The sequence below is a fragment of the Arthrobacter sp. MYb213 genome (assembly GCF_002979915.1).
Lineage (GTDB): Bacteria > Actinomycetota > Actinomycetes > Actinomycetales > Micrococcaceae > Glutamicibacter.
Genome location: NZ_PCQA01000001.1, coordinates 220,663 through 234,987, shown reverse-complemented (window position 1 = coordinate 234,987; position 14,325 = coordinate 220,663). Strand labels below are relative to the sequence as shown.

Here is a 14,325-nt window from a genome sequence, read left to right as displayed (position 1 = left end):
ATTAGCTTTGGCGGATCAGCTTGTGATTGGCGGCCTGAGCCTGTGGCCGAATGACGATTTCGTCCAAGTTCACATGTGACGGAGCGCTGACCGCGTAGCGGATCACTTCTGCCACGTCCTGGGCGGTGAGTGGTTCGGCGACTCCAGCATAGACTTTCTCGGCCGCTTCCTTGGTTCCGAGTCGGCGCAGCGCGAATTCTTCGGTGTGGACGAGTCCTGGAAGGATCTCAATGACACGAATTCTGTTGCCCACTTCTTCCAAACGTAGCGCCTGAGTCATGGCTCGTTGCGCTGCTTTCGCGGCGTTATAGCCACTACCGCCCTCGTAGCTGGACAGGGCGGCGGTAGAGGTGACGTTCAAAATAGTGCCTGAATTGGTGCGCAAGGAAGGTAATAGCGCGCGCGTTAACCGCATGGTTCCCATGACGTTTGCCTGCCACATGAATTCCCAGTCTTCGTCTTTTGCTTCGGCCCAGTGATCACTACCGCGTGCACCGCCAGCACAGTTGATGAGAGTATCGACGCCACCCTGAGCTTCGACGTCGCTGACCAGTGCATCAACATCAGCTTGAACACTGACATCTGCGGCCAGTGCAATTGCCCCGGTTTCTGCGGCCAGGGACTTCAATCGTTCTTCACGACGCGCCACTGCAAAAACGTTCCAGCCCTGTGCGCGCAAGGCACGGACGGTAGCCTGACCGATGCCGCTCGAAGCACCGGTGACGAGGGCAGAGCGTGAATTGTTCTGATTTTGAGAATTAGTCATATGCCCACTCTAGAACTTTGGGGCATCCCCATGCGAAGCGATGAATTTCTCTTACGTACGCCGTTTACCCGGCCACGAGCCGGTGCCCGACAGGGGATATTTCGCTCATTTGACTACGCCAGCCAGGTTTCCCTCGCTCAAGTGGCCCAGACCATGAGCTTCAATGCTTCCTTGCCATATAAAACATGAAAGAATAGAAACATGGCAGAAGACAACTTGGGCACAGACACGCCCGCAACGGTTTCCGTTCCTGACAAGCCCGCTTTGGAGGGCCTAGAGGAACGTCTTTCGTCCCGGTGGCGCACCGAGGGCACCTATCACTTCAACGAGGACACGACCCGCGAGGACGTTTACTCCATTGACACTCCCCCACCAACCGCTTCCGGTTCCCTGCACGTAGGACATATGTTCTCCTACACGCAGACCGACGTGTTGGCACGCTTCCAGCGCATGAGCGGCAAGAACGTGTTCTACCCACTGGGTTGGGACGACAACGGTCTTCCCACCGAGCGTCGCGTACAGAACTACTACGGCGTTCGTTGCGACCCAACCAAACCATATATCGAGGGTTACCGCCCACCTGAGTCGCCGGCCAAAAACCAGCGCGACTGGGATGTAGTTAGCCGTAAGAACTTCATTGAACTCTGTGAAGAACTAGCAGTCGAAGACGAAAAAGTCTTCGAACAGCTCTTCTCCACTCTGGGCCTGTCCGTTGACTGGCGCATGACCTACCGGACCATTGACGACAACGCCCGTGCGGTGTCTCAGCGAGCGTTCTTGGAAAACCTCAAGCAGGGCGACGCCTACATGGCCGAAGCTCCGACTCTGTGGGATGTCACCTTCCGCACCGCGGTGGCCCAAGCAGAACTCGAAGACCGCGAAATGCCAGGCGCCTACTACCGCTATGCATTCAATGCTGACGGTGGCGAACAGGTCTTCATCGAGACAACTCGTCCGGAACTGCTCGCAGCCTGTGCTGGCCTAGTCGCTCACCCAGACGATGAGCGCTACAAGCACTTGTTCGGCAATACCGTCACCTCGCCGATCTTCGGCGTACCGGTTACCGTGTACCCACACCCACTGGCTCAGCCAGACAAGGGTTCGGGTATCGCCATGGTCTGTACCTTCGGCGACCTGACCGACGTAACCTGGTGGCGTGAACTGCAGCTACCAACTCGCGCCATCATTGGCCGCGACGGCCGCATCTTGGCCGATACCCCAGAGTGGATCACCACCGAGGCCGGTCAGGAAGCCTACGCAGAGATCTCGGCGAAAACCGTATTCTCCGCGAAGGAAACCGTAGTCAAGATGCTCAGCGAAGCAGATCTACTCGATGGTGAACCTAAAAAGGTTTCACGTCCGGTGAACTTCTTCGAAAAGGGCGACAAGCCTTTGGAAATCGTCACCTCACGTCAGTGGTACATCCGAAACGGTGGCCGTGACGAAGAGCGCCGTACGCAAATGATTGCCCGCGGGCAGGAGATCGACTTCCACCCATCGTTCATGCGCTCGCGTTATGAGAACTGGGTTTCTGGCCTAAACGGTGACTGGCTGGTTTCTCGCCAACGCTTCTTCGGCGTACCTGTACCCGTTTGGTACAAGGTCGATGAGCATGGCGAGCCTAACTATGACGCTCCGATTGTCCCAGAGACCGCTCAGCTTCCGGTTGATCCGGCAGCGGATGCGCCCATCGGATACACCGAGGATCAGCGTGGTGTAGCCGGCGGTTTCATCGGTGACGCCGACGTGCTTGATACTTGGGCAACGAGCTCACTGACCCCACAGATTGTGGGTCGTTGGGGACGCGATGACGAGTTCTTCTCCAAGGTATACCCATTTGATCTGCGCCCACAGGGCCACGACATCATCCGCACCTGGTTGTTCTCAACAGCAGTCCGTGCCGATGCGCTACACAACGATGTTCCTTGGAAGCATGCTGCCATTTCGGGCTGGATTCTAGATCCAGACCGTAAGAAGATGTCTAAGTCCAAGGGCAATGTAGTGGTACCAAACGAGGTGTTGGAGAAGTTTGGTTCCGACGCTGTTCGTTATTGGGCCGCCAGTGCCAAGTTGGGCGCCGATACCGCCTACGAAATTAACCAGATGAAGATTGGCCGCCGCTTGGCGATCAAGATTCTTAACGCTTCTAAGTTCGTCTTGAACCTGGGTGCCACCGAGGCAAACGTGCTGACCGATGACGCGTCATTGGTCACCAACGGTCTGGATCGTTCCTTGCTGTTGCGTCTGTCTACCGTGATCGAGGACGCTCAGCGTGCCTTTGAAAACTACGACTACGCGCGTGCTTTGGATATCACCGAGTCGTTCTTCTGGTCGTTCACCGATGACTATGTTGAACTGATCAAGGATCGTGCCTACGGCGGTCATGGTGAAGCTGAACAGGCCAGCGTTCTTGCAACGCTCGCGACTACCCTGGACTCGGTACTGCGTCTGTTTGCACCGTTCTTGCCGTTTGCTACCGAAGAAGTTTGGGGCTGGTGGCGCACTGGTTCGGTTCACCTGTCGCAGTGGCCAAGCGTTGCTCATCTCAGCGCAGCCACCGAAGGTGCTGACGCCATGGTTCTTCCGACCGTCGGCCACGCACTGTCGGGTATCCGCAAGGCTAAGTCAGACGCTAAGGTCAAACAACGCACCGAGGTACTTTCTGGTGAAATCCACGCACCTGCAGCTGCGATTGAGCAGTTGCGTGCCGGCTTCACCGATCTAAAGTCCGCCGGAAATGCACGTGAATTGACCTTGATTGAAGCCGAGGGTGATCTCAACGTTGTAAACGTGGAATTGGCTCCTGCCGAAGAAGATTAATCTTCATTAGGTAAGACACGAAGGCCGTCGAGATTTTCTCGGCGGTCTTCGCTGTTTCCACGATAGTTCTCGATTCGTTCTTTGTAATTGAACGGCTGTTGAACTTCGATAAAACCAAGTGCAATAACGATTTGATCTCTATTAAACAGAACAGTGGTTTAACCGTGTACGGTCAGAGTAAGCAATCAGGCTCGACTCTTGAGAGGCTCAAATGACAACCACACCGGAAGACTCGAACGAGTTCAAGCCAGATGACGTGGGCGACTCGGCAACTCCCCCAACAAACAATTCACCAACAGAGAATCCCAGCACTGAGTCCTCCGGTGCATATTATTCTGGCCAGCAAGGCTTTCCGCCGGCTCCTCGTCCGGGACAAAGCGCAGATGACAGCCTCCAACGCATTCAACTTAATGGATGGCTTTCGGCATTCTTTGGAATCATTCCGGCACTCATTTTCTTTGTGATCGATAAGGAACGTAGCAATCCGCTGGTCCGCGATTTCCATCAGCAGACACTGAACTTCAGTATCATTCGCGCAATCATTGGCTTGCTAGCGTTCGTACCTGTCATTGGATGGGTGATCGGCGTTCTCGGCGGCATCATCTGCTTTGTGATTGCTATTATGGCCGCGGTCAAAGCACCAGATGAGTACCAGGCCGGACGCGCGTACAAATACCCATTTAATTTCGCTTTTGTAAGCTAAAACTGTAGAAACTGCTCACTACCAGGCATCGGTTATTTCCGATCCGCGGCTGGATGCGTGAACTGGTGCTAGCCCGGATCATTTCTCAGAGTCAGGTTTAACTGACTCTTCGGGACTAGCTATGAGTCGTTGCATGGGTTTCGCTTTGCGCCGGTGTGCCTCGTTAAAATAGGCAACCTGTTCACTAGGCGGTTGGGCTATCTTGTGAACGATCGTTGAATCGTCCTCGCCTTTCACCGCGTCGTCTCGTGATGTCATCAATTCATCCTTAACTAAGTTGGGCGGAATGTCTTCATCGACATTCCGCCCAACTCACTTGCTGCTAGTTTTGTGCAGAATTATATGCCTGCTCGATGACGGTGCCCCAGTAAGGACCGAACATCGTGTTACGCACTCCACTGTAGCCAAAACTGTTGACTGAGTTCTGGTAGCCACTGGATCCGCCAAGGAACCATGGACCGCCTGAGGATCCACCGGTCATATCGCAAGGGATGCCCTGAGAATCGCTCTGTCCGTATGGATCGTCAATTGCTGAACCGGCGCATGACTGTAACGTCTCGCCATTGAATGGGCTCGCTGCCGGGTAACCGAAAGCTGTATATGTTAATCCACGAGCCTGGTTGAAGGCGACACCTGAAGCGCCGACCTGGTCAGCCAAGCTGACTCCACTATTATCGGAGACCACTGCGAAGGCAGTGTCATAGGTAATATCTCCGCCATTGCTCCACTGAGTGGGGGTCACCAATTCGGTTGCTGCAAATGATCCGTACGGTGCGTTACCGTTTTCGTATGCAGGCACGAAGACCCAGCGGGTTGCGAAGGCGCCAGGGCCTTCATTGGCGCAGTGACCGGCTGTGGAAACCGTTGATTCGTTGGCCGAAACAACCGAGTTACCCGAGCACACGTAGTCTGAGCCGCCGAGGGTGAAGAACACCTTACCAATGTGGGACACCGGAGTGACCGATGATCCTTTCTTCGGTTTTTGACCCTTATTTTTCGGGTTCGCTGCCTTCTGGCCGGAAATCTTCTTTGACTCCCCCGCCTTCTGCGCACCCTTTGTAGCGGATTTCCCGTGCGTGAGAACGTCAGCGGACTTGGCGTTCTTCATACGAGATGAGGTCCAGTAGTTCATCGCCTTTTTAGCGTTTGCCTGGCTGATTGTTGACGACTCGATTTTGTCGGTGGGGGCTGTGGGTGCAGCCATGGCCATTGAAGCACTTCCACCGATCAGTCCACCGGCAAGCAAAAGTGCAGCTATTGCTCGACCTTTGCGCAGGCTTGCCTTGGGGGCATTGTTTTGGATTCTGTCTTGCACGATTTCTCCCTGTGTGGCGGATGGGGGCCGCCGTCGAAAGCATGTGCCGGAGCACCTGTGGGAGTTAGTCAAACACATCTTTCAAGCATTACATAGGACCGTTCGCGAAGAATTTTATACATTCGACAAGCTAATTGGTTAAAACTATGAAGCTACGATTTTCTTGCGACCAAAACTCAAAGAGTGATCCCAACTAATAACCGGACCCCCAGGCATCACTTTCGCAGGATCCCTTGAATCTGCACGAAAAATCACTTAGAAAATGAAAGTTACTTAGCAGTAGGCAGATACGGCACGCAAGACCCGAGTCAAATAAAATTTATGAAACAACGGTGACGCGCTTCACATTTCAGCGATTGAGAAGTTGGCTGAAATTTATTCACGCGAAGTTACCACCGAGCGAAACATTAACTCTCAAGTAGTCAGTGAGAGCGCTCCCCCGCCAACCTCTCACTTAAGCTAGGCCAATGTCACTAATTAACACGCAACCGGACCACGAAGAATATGCCCGTCACTAATTAAACAAAAACCTCGTACAATCAGACCCGCCAAAATATGGCTAAGTCAATCGTACGAGGCTTGTAGAACGCAGATTAATCGAAAACTGGGCTTTCGGTGCGGCTTCGCTTCATTTCAAAGAAGTAAGGGAAAGACGCCAGCTGCGCGGCAGCATCAAACATCTTGCCTGCGTCTTCACCCGTTGGGATTCGGGTAATAACCGGACCAAAGAACCCCACTCCGTCTACTGCAATGACTGGGGTGCCAACGTCTTGGCCAACCTTGGAGATGCCTTGTTCATGGCTTGCACGTAGTGCAACATCATTGGCATCGGTATCGGCAGCCTGTGCTAACTCCGCAGGAAGCCCGACCTTTGCTAACGCGCGGGAGATGACATCGGCGCGGTCCTCAACCTTTTCGTAATGAATTAGTTCACCCATTGCGGTGTAGAGCTGGTCAATAACCTCGTCGCCATGCTCTTGCGCTGCCTTGATAATTACTCGTACTGGGCCCCAGGCGTTATCCATGGATGCACGGTAGTCCTCTGGAAGGTCACGACCTTCGTTGAGCACCGAAAGGCTCATCACGTTCCACCGAACATCGATGTCACGAACTTTTTCGACTTCCTTGATCCAACGGCTAGTGGCCCAAGCGAAGGGGCAGATTGGGTCGAACCAGAAATCAACTTGCGTGCGCTGTGGCATGAACCTTCAACTTCCTACGAAAAAATTAATGGAACTCTAAACTATGCGGATTTTTTGTTACGCTTCGCTGCAAGTTCGTGGGAAAGGAGCAATGGTTCGTCCTTATCCAAGACAGTTCCACGAGTCACCACTACCTCCGCAACCTCTTCCAAGCTAGGCAACTCAAACATGATGCCGCCCAAAGTCTCTTCCAAAATTGCACGAAGCCCACGTGCACCGGTTTCACGTTCAATTGCCAGTTCAGCAATTGCGTCCAAGGCTTGCGGCTCGAAGCTCAGCTCAACGCCGTCCATCCGGAACATTTTCTGGTACTGCTTCACCAGGGCATTCTTGGGTTCCGTGAGGACTCGAATCAACGCTCCACGGTCAAGATGCTCTACCGTAGCAATCACCGGGAGGCGACCGACGAATTCTGGGATCAATCCGAACTTCAGCAAGTCTTCGGGACGAACGTCGGAATAAGACGGAGCCTCAGACTTTATTGCGGTCAATGGTGCTCCGAAACCGATACCCTTTCGGCCCGCACGTGAGGAAATAATTTCCTCGAGTCCGGCAAAGGCACCAGCCACAATAAACAGAATGTTCGTTGTGTCCAACTGCAAGAAATCCTGATGTGGGTGTTTGCGTCCACCCTGAGGCGGAACTGCTGCGACGGTACCTTCAAGAATCTTCAGTAAAGCTTGCTGAACACCTTCACCGGAAACGTCCCGAGTAATCGAAGGGTTCTCGCTCTTTCGTGAAATCTTGTCAATTTCGTCAATGTAGATAATGCCGGTCTCGGCCTTCTTGACGTCAAAGTCTGCGGCTTGAATCAGCTTCAGCAAAATATTCTCAACGTCTTCACCGACATAGCCGGCCTCGGTCAAACTGGTTGCATCGGCTACGGCAAACGGAACGTTCAGCTTCTTCGCCAGCGACTGCGCCAGGTAGGTCTTACCGCAACCGGTGGGACCAATTAGCATGATGTTAGATTTCGAAACCTCAACATCATCTAGAGGATTCTCACTATTCAAGGCTGCAACAGGAGAATGCTCCTGAGTGCCGTGAATTCGCTTGTAATGGTTGTATACGGCGACGGACAGAGCACGCTTAGCGTTCTCCTGACCGATCACGTACTCTTCCAAGGAATTGAAGATTTCTCGTGGTTTTGGCAACGAAAAATCTTCGGAGACCTGTTCTTCAGCAAACTCTTCGGCAATGATCTCATTGCACAGTTCGATGCATTCGGTACAGATGTAGACTCCGTGGCCTGCAATTAGCTTCTTTACCTGTTTCTGGCTCTTTCCGCAGAAAGAACACTTCAACAGATCCGAGCCTTCGCCCATACGTCCCATCGCACCGATCTCCTGTTTGCTTGAGTTGCCGTGGACTATCCCAATTCTAAGTCAGGTAACCCCCAAATTAGCTGAATATGGCGGTCTACCTGCGTGGTGCAATCCTCTTGTGGAGAACGCACCTACAAGGTAAACCGCCAGTACTCAGTAATTATTCCGCGTAAGTCCTAGTGGCCAAGAACTGCGCGGGTCATCTTACGTGGAGTAAGCACCTCGTCGACGATGCCGTATTCCTTGGCATCGGCAGCGGTCATGAACAGATCGCGTTCAACGTCGTCGCGTACCTTCTCGACGCTCTGACCCGAGTGGCTTGCAATGGTCTCTTCGAGCCATGAGCGCATACGCATTACTTCTTCGGCCTGGATCTGCAGATCGGTCGCGGTACCGCGTTCGCCGCCACCCATTGACGGCTGGTGGATTAGCACGCGTGCGTTTGGTAGCGCCAGACGCTTGCCCGGGGTACCGGCGGCTAGCAGTACGGCTGCGGCGGAGGCCGCCTGCCCGAGGCAGACCGTCTGTACTTCTGGACGAATGAACTGAATCGTGTCGTAGATCGCGGTCATCGCGGTGAAGGATCCACCTGGTGAGTTGATGTACAGGGTGACATCGCGTTCTGGGTCCATCGATTCAAGAACCAGCAGCTGGGCCATGACGTCATCTGCCGATGCATCATCGACCTGCGCGCCGAGGAAGATAATGCGATCCTCGAATAGCTTGGCGTATGGATCCTGGCGCTTAAACCCGTACGGGGTGCGCTCTTCGAACTGTGGCAGGATGTAGCGAGCCGACGGCATCTGACCGCTAACGGCTTCCGGATTGAAGTTCATGGTTTTCTCCTTGGACAAATCTTTGGGGTTCAGGGCGATAGCTAAGGCCGACTACTTGCCGGCGTCGACGCCGCCGCCACCGGTGACCGTGCCGGCATGCTTTGCGATCTGGTCGAAGAATCCGTATTCCAGCGCGTCTTCAGCGGTGAACCACTTATCACGCTGGTTGTCGATCAGGATCTGCTCGACGCTCTGCCCGGTCTGCTCCGCGGTCAGGTCGCTCATAACCTTCTTCATGTGCATGATCAGTTCGGCTTGGATCTTGATATCCGAAGCGGTACCGCCAATGCCACCCGAAGGCTGGTGCATGAGGATACGAGCGTTAGGGGTCGCGTAGCGCTTGCCTGGAGTACCCGAGGACAGGAGGAACTGACCCATTGATGCGGCCAGACCGGTTGCCACGGTCACCACATCGTTCGGGATGAAGTTCATGGTGTCGTAGATAGCCATGCCTGCGGTGATCGATCCGCCTGGGGAGTTGATGTAAAGGTAAATGTCCTTTTCAGTATCCTCCGCAGAGAGCAAGAGCAGCTGCGAGCAAATCGCATTGGCATTGTCATCGCGGACTTCGGAGCCCAGCCAGATGATGCGCTCTTTGAGCAAGCGGTTGTAGATGTAATCCTCACGGCCGGCCGGGTCAACGGATGCCATGGTGGGAGTGCGCGAATCATTTGACATGTTCTCTACCTCTTCCAAACGTGTAGATCAGATTTTGAAATTCTTTTTCGAATCCCAAAGCTGCAACTGGTTACTTTGAGATTACTGACTTCAACTGCTAGATGCGCGGTTTCATGCCCCTGTTTCGCTCACGGCGCATGACTACACCGACAGCGAACAAAAAAGTAGCCACCTACCAACTCGTTTCCAAGTTGATAGGTGGCTACCGAGGTTGCGAGACTACTTAGCCTCTGCGGTTTCCTCTACAGCTTCTTCTTCGCCTGCAGGCTTCACGAATGAAGTCAGGTCTACAGCGGCACCGTTCGAATCGGTGACGGTTGCGAATTCAAGAACCTTGGCAAGTGCCTTGCGACGGCGGACTTCGCCCATCAACATTGGAACCTGGCCGGCACCGTCAAGCATCTGCGCGAACTGGTTTGGCTCCATGCCGTACTGACCTGCGGTCTGCACGATGTAGTCGATCAGCTCGGACTGCTCAACGCCAACTTCCTCGGCGTCAGCAACTGCGTCAAGGATGATTTCGTTCTTGAAAGCACGCTCGGTGTTCTCGCGAACTTCTGCGCGGTGCTCTTCGGTGTCGTGGTCAGCTTCAGCGTCTGGTGCGTTGAAGTGCTGTTCGATCTGCTCGTCGATGACGGAAGCAGGAACAGGAACCTCAACCAGTTCAACCAGCTTGTCGAGAACCAGCTCGCGAGCCTCTACGCCCTGCTCAGTGATCTTGCCTTCGGCAGCATCCTTGGACAGCGATTCGCGTAGTTCTGCGATGGTGTCGAACTCGGAAGCTAGCTGAGCAAAGTCATCGTTAGCTTCTGGCAGCTCGCGGGTCTTGACTGCAGAAACAACAACCTTCACGGTCGCGGTCTTGCCTGCGTGCTCGCCACCGGCAAGGGTGGTCTCGAAGGTGGCGTCTTCGCCTGCGGAAAGGCCGGTAACAGCCTCGTCCATGCCCTCTAGCATGTTGCCCGAACCAACCTGGTAGGACAGGCCCTGAGCTGCGTCTACCTCTTCGCCCTCGACCGATGCGGTCAGGTCCAAGGTGACGAAGGAATCTGCAGCAGCTGGTGCTTCAACATCCTTCAGGGTGCCGAAACGACCGCGCAGGTCATCAAGGGCCTTATCGATGTCTACGTCGGCAACTTCCTTAGCCTCGACGGAAACTTCAATACCCTTGTAGTCAGGTAGTTCAACCTTCGGACGGATATCAACTTCGAAAGTGAAGACCAGCTGGCCTTCGCCTTCCTTCTCGATGGAAGGAAGTTCGGTGATGTCAACCTCTGGGCGGGAAAGCGGGGTCAGTTCGTTCTCGACCATAGCCTTCTGGTAGAAGTCGTTCAGGCCCTCGTTCACAGCGGTTTCGATGACGTATCCGCGACCAACGCGCTGATCGATCATACGAGTCGGCACCTTGCCCTTACGGAAGCCTGGAACCTGAATCTGCTGAGCGATGGTCTTGTACGCCTCATCGACGCGGGGCTTCAGTTCCTCATAAGGAACCTCAACGGTCAGTTTCACCCGAGTCGGGTTGACGTTTTCGACGGCGCTCTTCACAGCGTTGTACTCCTGAGTTGTCTAAGAATTAGGTTTTATCTGCAAAAAACCCCGCAACATGGTGGCGTTGCGGGGTTGTTCGACAGAGTCGGGGTGACAGGATTCGAACCTGCGACCTCACGCTCCCAAAGCGCGCGCTCTAGCCAAGCTGAGCTACACCCCGATTAGCAGTGAACAGTCTAACCCGAGTCATCCTGTATCCACTAATCGTTTGCGATTCTTGCCAGATTCTTTTTACTGTTTCCGGTGATCACAAGAACTAAATTATCTTTAGATCTTTTTATCATGCAATAAATTCCGAAGAACTTATCTCATGAGTCGGGGTAACAGGATTCGAACCTGCGACCTCACGCTCCCAAAGCGCGCGCTCTAGCCAAGCTGAGCTATACCCCGTTGTACTCTGTGTGAAAATCGCTTTTCACCTGAGCCAACATCTCGTGAATCTTTGCTGGGAAGTTGTTATCCCTGCGTGATCACAAGAAATAAATTTACACGGGTTCGAGCTAAAAGCAAAATCGGCATCCTCGTGTTCAAAACTTCTAACTTCTGCGAATTTACGCGGTTTTTCCGGCGTTGACGTCTGTTTTTGAGGTAAAACACCGAAAAAGGTGAGTTGAGTAACAAGCTTTTTCCATGTTCTTCGCAGAAATATCCCTGAACGCTCACAGTCAACTCTCCAGCATGCGTTTCGAACCGCGAGTTCCGGGTTTTGTTGGCAGCCTTCCACTGCCCCGCGCAACGGTGGGTAGTACCCTTTAGCCATGCTGACTACATGGACACTGACGTTTGATTGCGCAGCTCCTGCACAACTTGCTAGCTTCTGGAAGACGGCGCTGGGATATGTGGACGCTGAAGCCCCAGCCGGCTTCGCCTCCTGGGAGGACTGGCTGATTGCCTGCGAGGTACCGCCAGCGGAATGGGATGACGGTGCAGTCATCTGCGACCCGACCGGCGCTGGCCCGCAAATATCCATACTCAAGGTACCCGAATCCAAGATCGCGAAAAATCGCATTCATCTGGACGTGAAAGTGGGACTGGGTCGCGACCAGCCCGCCGAGCAACGCGGACCTCGAGTTGAAGCGAAAGTCGAGCAGCTCATACTGCTCGGGGCTAAGGAACTATCCAGACACTTCATGCACGGACATCTAGATCATGTAGTGCTTGCAGATCCCGAGGGCAATGAATTCTGCGTCGTGTAACTTGCTCGTTCGCAAACTTATTTTGGATATGCAAAAAGGCCTCGCATCAGCGAGGCCTTTTTCGTGGAGGGGATGACGGGAATCGAACCCGCATCATTAGTTTGGAAGACTAAGGCTTTACCACTAAGCTACATCCCCACGATTCGTGACTTCATTGCCGCGAACAGAATTTAGTCTAGACCATAAATCTAGGTCGATGCAAATCGGGTGATTCCCGTTCCGACTTGGACACATCTCGTATAGCACCACTTTGTCCTGCGGCCGTTACAAAACACGCGGTTTCGCGAACATCGAGAAAGTGATCTTGGGCCCAAACACCCTACGCACCGTCTTGCAAAGCCTTTTTGCGCGGCAACTTCTGGCACCGAGGACACCAGTACAGTTTCCGTCCAGCGACTTCCGCCAGAGAGACCGTCCCTGTGCAACGGCGACATCCCATCCCTTGTCTCTGGTACACGTAGTAAGCGTTATCAGGCCATAAGACCCCCAGTGGATCCCGGTCCTCAACACGAGTAGTGATGATCTTTCCGTCACGGACGCCATCTTCCATGATGGCCACGATGTCCCACCACAATTTATTCGCACTACGTCCAGAAAGCTGATTGGCAGGAAGATCCGGGGAAATACGATTTCTAAAGAGTGCTTCGGCTCGGTAGATATTCCCGACCCCGCTAATTAAGTCTTGGTTCATTAACACCACGCCAATCGCGCTACTAGTGCGCGCAAGATTCGCCCGAAACTCCTTGAGCCCTCGCTTTAGGAGCTCTAGATCTTCACCAGCAGGCACCTGTCCCTTAGCCGCTTGGAATCGCGCAGCAGCACCAACTAAGGGATCCGGACCTAACTTATCGAGCTTTACTTGCACCTGCTCATAGTCCAAGACTTCACACGCTGTCGGCCCACGCAGGTCTGCCCATCCATGCTCGGAGACAATGCGGGCACGTACGGCGCCGATGGGTTCCGGTGGACCGGAATATTCTCCAGGCTCCTGCATGCTGACTTCGCGTTCACCTATGCGGCGTGGCGCGCCGATTGAGGATGCGCCAATGAACTGATCGTCGCCACCAAATTCGAAGGCGCCATAAAGTCCTAGATGCACTCGCAGATATAGGTCATTGGAAAAGCGGCAGAATAGCTGCTTCCCCTTGGCGAAGGCATGCTCCAGCTCGTTGCCACTGATGCGTTCAGCATCTGCGACAAAGCGGCCTTGCGGTGAAGTAATCTTAACCGTCTGCCCGCCAAAAACATCATCAAATTGGCGAGCCAGACGGTGAAGGGAATGTCCTTCGGGCACGGTTAGTCGATGACCTCGCCGGTAGTTTCGTACGACGCGATTTTGCCGATTCTCCGTACATGACGTTCGTCGTCGCTAAATGGCTCTGCGAGGAATGCCTCGATCAGTTGCGCCGCTTCTTCGACCGAATGCTGACGCCCACCAACGGCAATAACATTTGCGTTGTTGTGTTCACGAGCCAGTTTGGCGGTGTCCAAGTTCCATGCCAAGGCGGCACGAATTCCCTCGACCTTATTCGCTGCCATCTGCTCACCATTACCGGATCCCCCAAGGACGATCCCTAAAGCATCTACGCCGGCGCGCTGATCATCGATTACTGCCTTGGCAGCATTGATACAGAACGCAGGGTAATCATCTTGCGGGTCATACGATTTAGGGCCGTGGTTGACCATTTCGTATCCCTTGGCGGTGAGGTGCTTTACCAAGTAGTCGCTGAGTTCCAGACCTGCGTGATCGGTGGCGATGTGTACGCGCATGCTTTATTGCCTCATTCATTAGGAGGAAAGAACGGTTGATACTCCTCTTAGCTTAGCGACCAACTACCTTCAGAATCGAACTGTATAACCTTTGGCAGTCTCCGTGACGCGTCGGCCGCGAGGATAAGGTTTGGGCAAGAAATAAAGATTTTGTGGCTTAGGG

13 protein-coding genes and 3 tRNA genes are annotated in these 14,325 nt (G+C 53.7%); 4 read left to right on the top strand and 12 right to left on the bottom strand.

Annotated elements, in window-relative coordinates:
* Nucleotide 1: 1 nt before the first annotated feature.
* Nucleotides 2-766 (bottom strand): SDR family oxidoreductase, encoded by a 765-nt coding sequence (locus tag CQ011_RS01100; RefSeq protein ID WP_105673850.1) that lies wholly within the window; start codon nucleotides 764-766, stop codon nucleotides 2-4.
* Here CQ011_RS01100 and CQ011_RS17630 point away from each other — a divergent pair, their 5' ends adjacent.
* The 3 genes from CQ011_RS17630 to CQ011_RS01090 all read left to right on the top strand — a co-directional run bounded on the left by CQ011_RS17630 (nucleotide 767) and on the right by CQ011_RS01090 (nucleotide 4,289).
* Entirely contained in the window at nucleotides 767-955 is a 189-nt protein-coding gene (locus CQ011_RS17630) for a hypothetical protein (RefSeq protein ID WP_146112538.1), read from the top strand.
* 12 nt (nucleotides 956-967) lie between these two features.
* On the top strand, nucleotides 968-3,586 hold the full coding sequence (gene valS / locus CQ011_RS01095) for a valine--tRNA ligase (RefSeq protein ID WP_105673848.1): 2,619 nt from the start codon (nucleotides 968-970) through the stop codon (nucleotides 3,584-3,586).
* Between the two features lie 211 nt (nucleotides 3,587-3,797).
* Nucleotides 3,798-4,289: a DUF4870 domain-containing protein gene (locus tag CQ011_RS01090; RefSeq protein ID WP_105673846.1), complete on the top strand. Its 492-nt coding sequence runs from the start codon at nucleotides 3,798-3,800 to the stop codon at nucleotides 4,287-4,289.
* 322 nt (nucleotides 4,290-4,611) lie between these two features.
* Here CQ011_RS01090 and CQ011_RS01080 read toward each other — a convergent pair whose 3' ends face one another.
* From CQ011_RS01080 to CQ011_RS01045, 8 genes are all read right to left on the bottom strand, one after another.
* A complete protein-coding gene (locus CQ011_RS01080; RefSeq protein WP_105673842.1) occupies nucleotides 4,612-5,604 on the bottom strand; it encodes a trypsin-like serine peptidase in 993 nt (330 codons plus the stop codon).
* A 593-nt stretch (nucleotides 5,605-6,197) separates the two neighbouring features.
* Nucleotides 6,198-6,806, bottom strand: a complete 609-nt coding sequence (locus CQ011_RS01075; RefSeq protein ID WP_105673840.1) for a mycothiol-dependent nitroreductase Rv2466c family protein — start codon at nucleotides 6,804-6,806, stop codon at nucleotides 6,198-6,200.
* A 41-nt stretch (nucleotides 6,807-6,847) separates the two neighbouring features.
* Nucleotides 6,848-8,140 carry an ATP-dependent Clp protease ATP-binding subunit ClpX gene (gene clpX, locus CQ011_RS01070; protein ID WP_105673838.1) on the bottom strand — a complete coding sequence of 431 codons (1,293 nt, stop codon included), beginning with the start codon at nucleotides 8,138-8,140 and terminating at the stop codon, nucleotides 6,848-6,850.
* Between the two features lie 167 nt (nucleotides 8,141-8,307).
* The gene (locus tag CQ011_RS01065) at nucleotides 8,308-8,967 is read right to left on the bottom strand and encodes an ATP-dependent Clp protease proteolytic subunit (protein WP_105673836.1); all 660 of its coding nucleotides are present in this window, start codon (nucleotides 8,965-8,967) and stop codon (nucleotides 8,308-8,310) included.
* A 51-nt stretch (nucleotides 8,968-9,018) separates the two neighbouring features.
* Entirely contained in the window at nucleotides 9,019-9,618 is a 600-nt protein-coding gene (locus tag CQ011_RS01060) for an ATP-dependent Clp protease proteolytic subunit (protein WP_096254622.1), read from the bottom strand.
* Between the two features lie 246 nt (nucleotides 9,619-9,864).
* Nucleotides 9,865-11,193: a trigger factor gene (gene tig, locus CQ011_RS01055; protein WP_105673835.1), complete on the bottom strand. Its 1,329-nt coding sequence runs from the start codon at nucleotides 11,191-11,193 to the stop codon at nucleotides 9,865-9,867.
* Between the two features lie 88 nt (nucleotides 11,194-11,281).
* Nucleotides 11,282-11,356, bottom strand: a tRNA-Pro gene (locus CQ011_RS01050).
* Nucleotides 11,357-11,511: 155 nt separating this feature from the next.
* Nucleotides 11,512-11,586 (bottom strand) — tRNA-Pro (locus tag CQ011_RS01045).
* Nucleotides 11,587-11,954: 368 nt separating this feature from the next.
* Between CQ011_RS01045 and CQ011_RS01040 the strand changes: the two genes are divergently transcribed.
* Nucleotides 11,955-12,392 (top strand): VOC family protein, encoded by a 438-nt coding sequence (locus CQ011_RS01040; protein WP_105673833.1) that lies wholly within the window; start codon nucleotides 11,955-11,957, stop codon nucleotides 12,390-12,392.
* Between the two features lie 64 nt (nucleotides 12,393-12,456).
* Here the strand turns inward: CQ011_RS01040 and CQ011_RS01035 are convergent.
* The 3 genes from CQ011_RS01035 to CQ011_RS01025 form a co-directional block, all read right to left on the bottom strand.
* Nucleotides 12,457-12,530: transfer RNA gene (locus CQ011_RS01035), tRNA-Gly, on the bottom strand.
* Between the two features lie 181 nt (nucleotides 12,531-12,711).
* Nucleotides 12,712-13,686: an Fpg/Nei family DNA glycosylase gene (locus CQ011_RS01030; RefSeq protein ID WP_105673831.1), complete on the bottom strand. Its 975-nt coding sequence runs from the start codon at nucleotides 13,684-13,686 to the stop codon at nucleotides 12,712-12,714.
* 2 nt (nucleotides 13,687-13,688) lie between these two features.
* Nucleotides 13,689-14,162: a ribose-5-phosphate isomerase gene (locus CQ011_RS01025; RefSeq protein WP_105673829.1), complete on the bottom strand. Its 474-nt coding sequence runs from the start codon at nucleotides 14,160-14,162 to the stop codon at nucleotides 13,689-13,691.
* Between the last annotated feature and the right edge of the window lie 163 nt (nucleotides 14,163-14,325).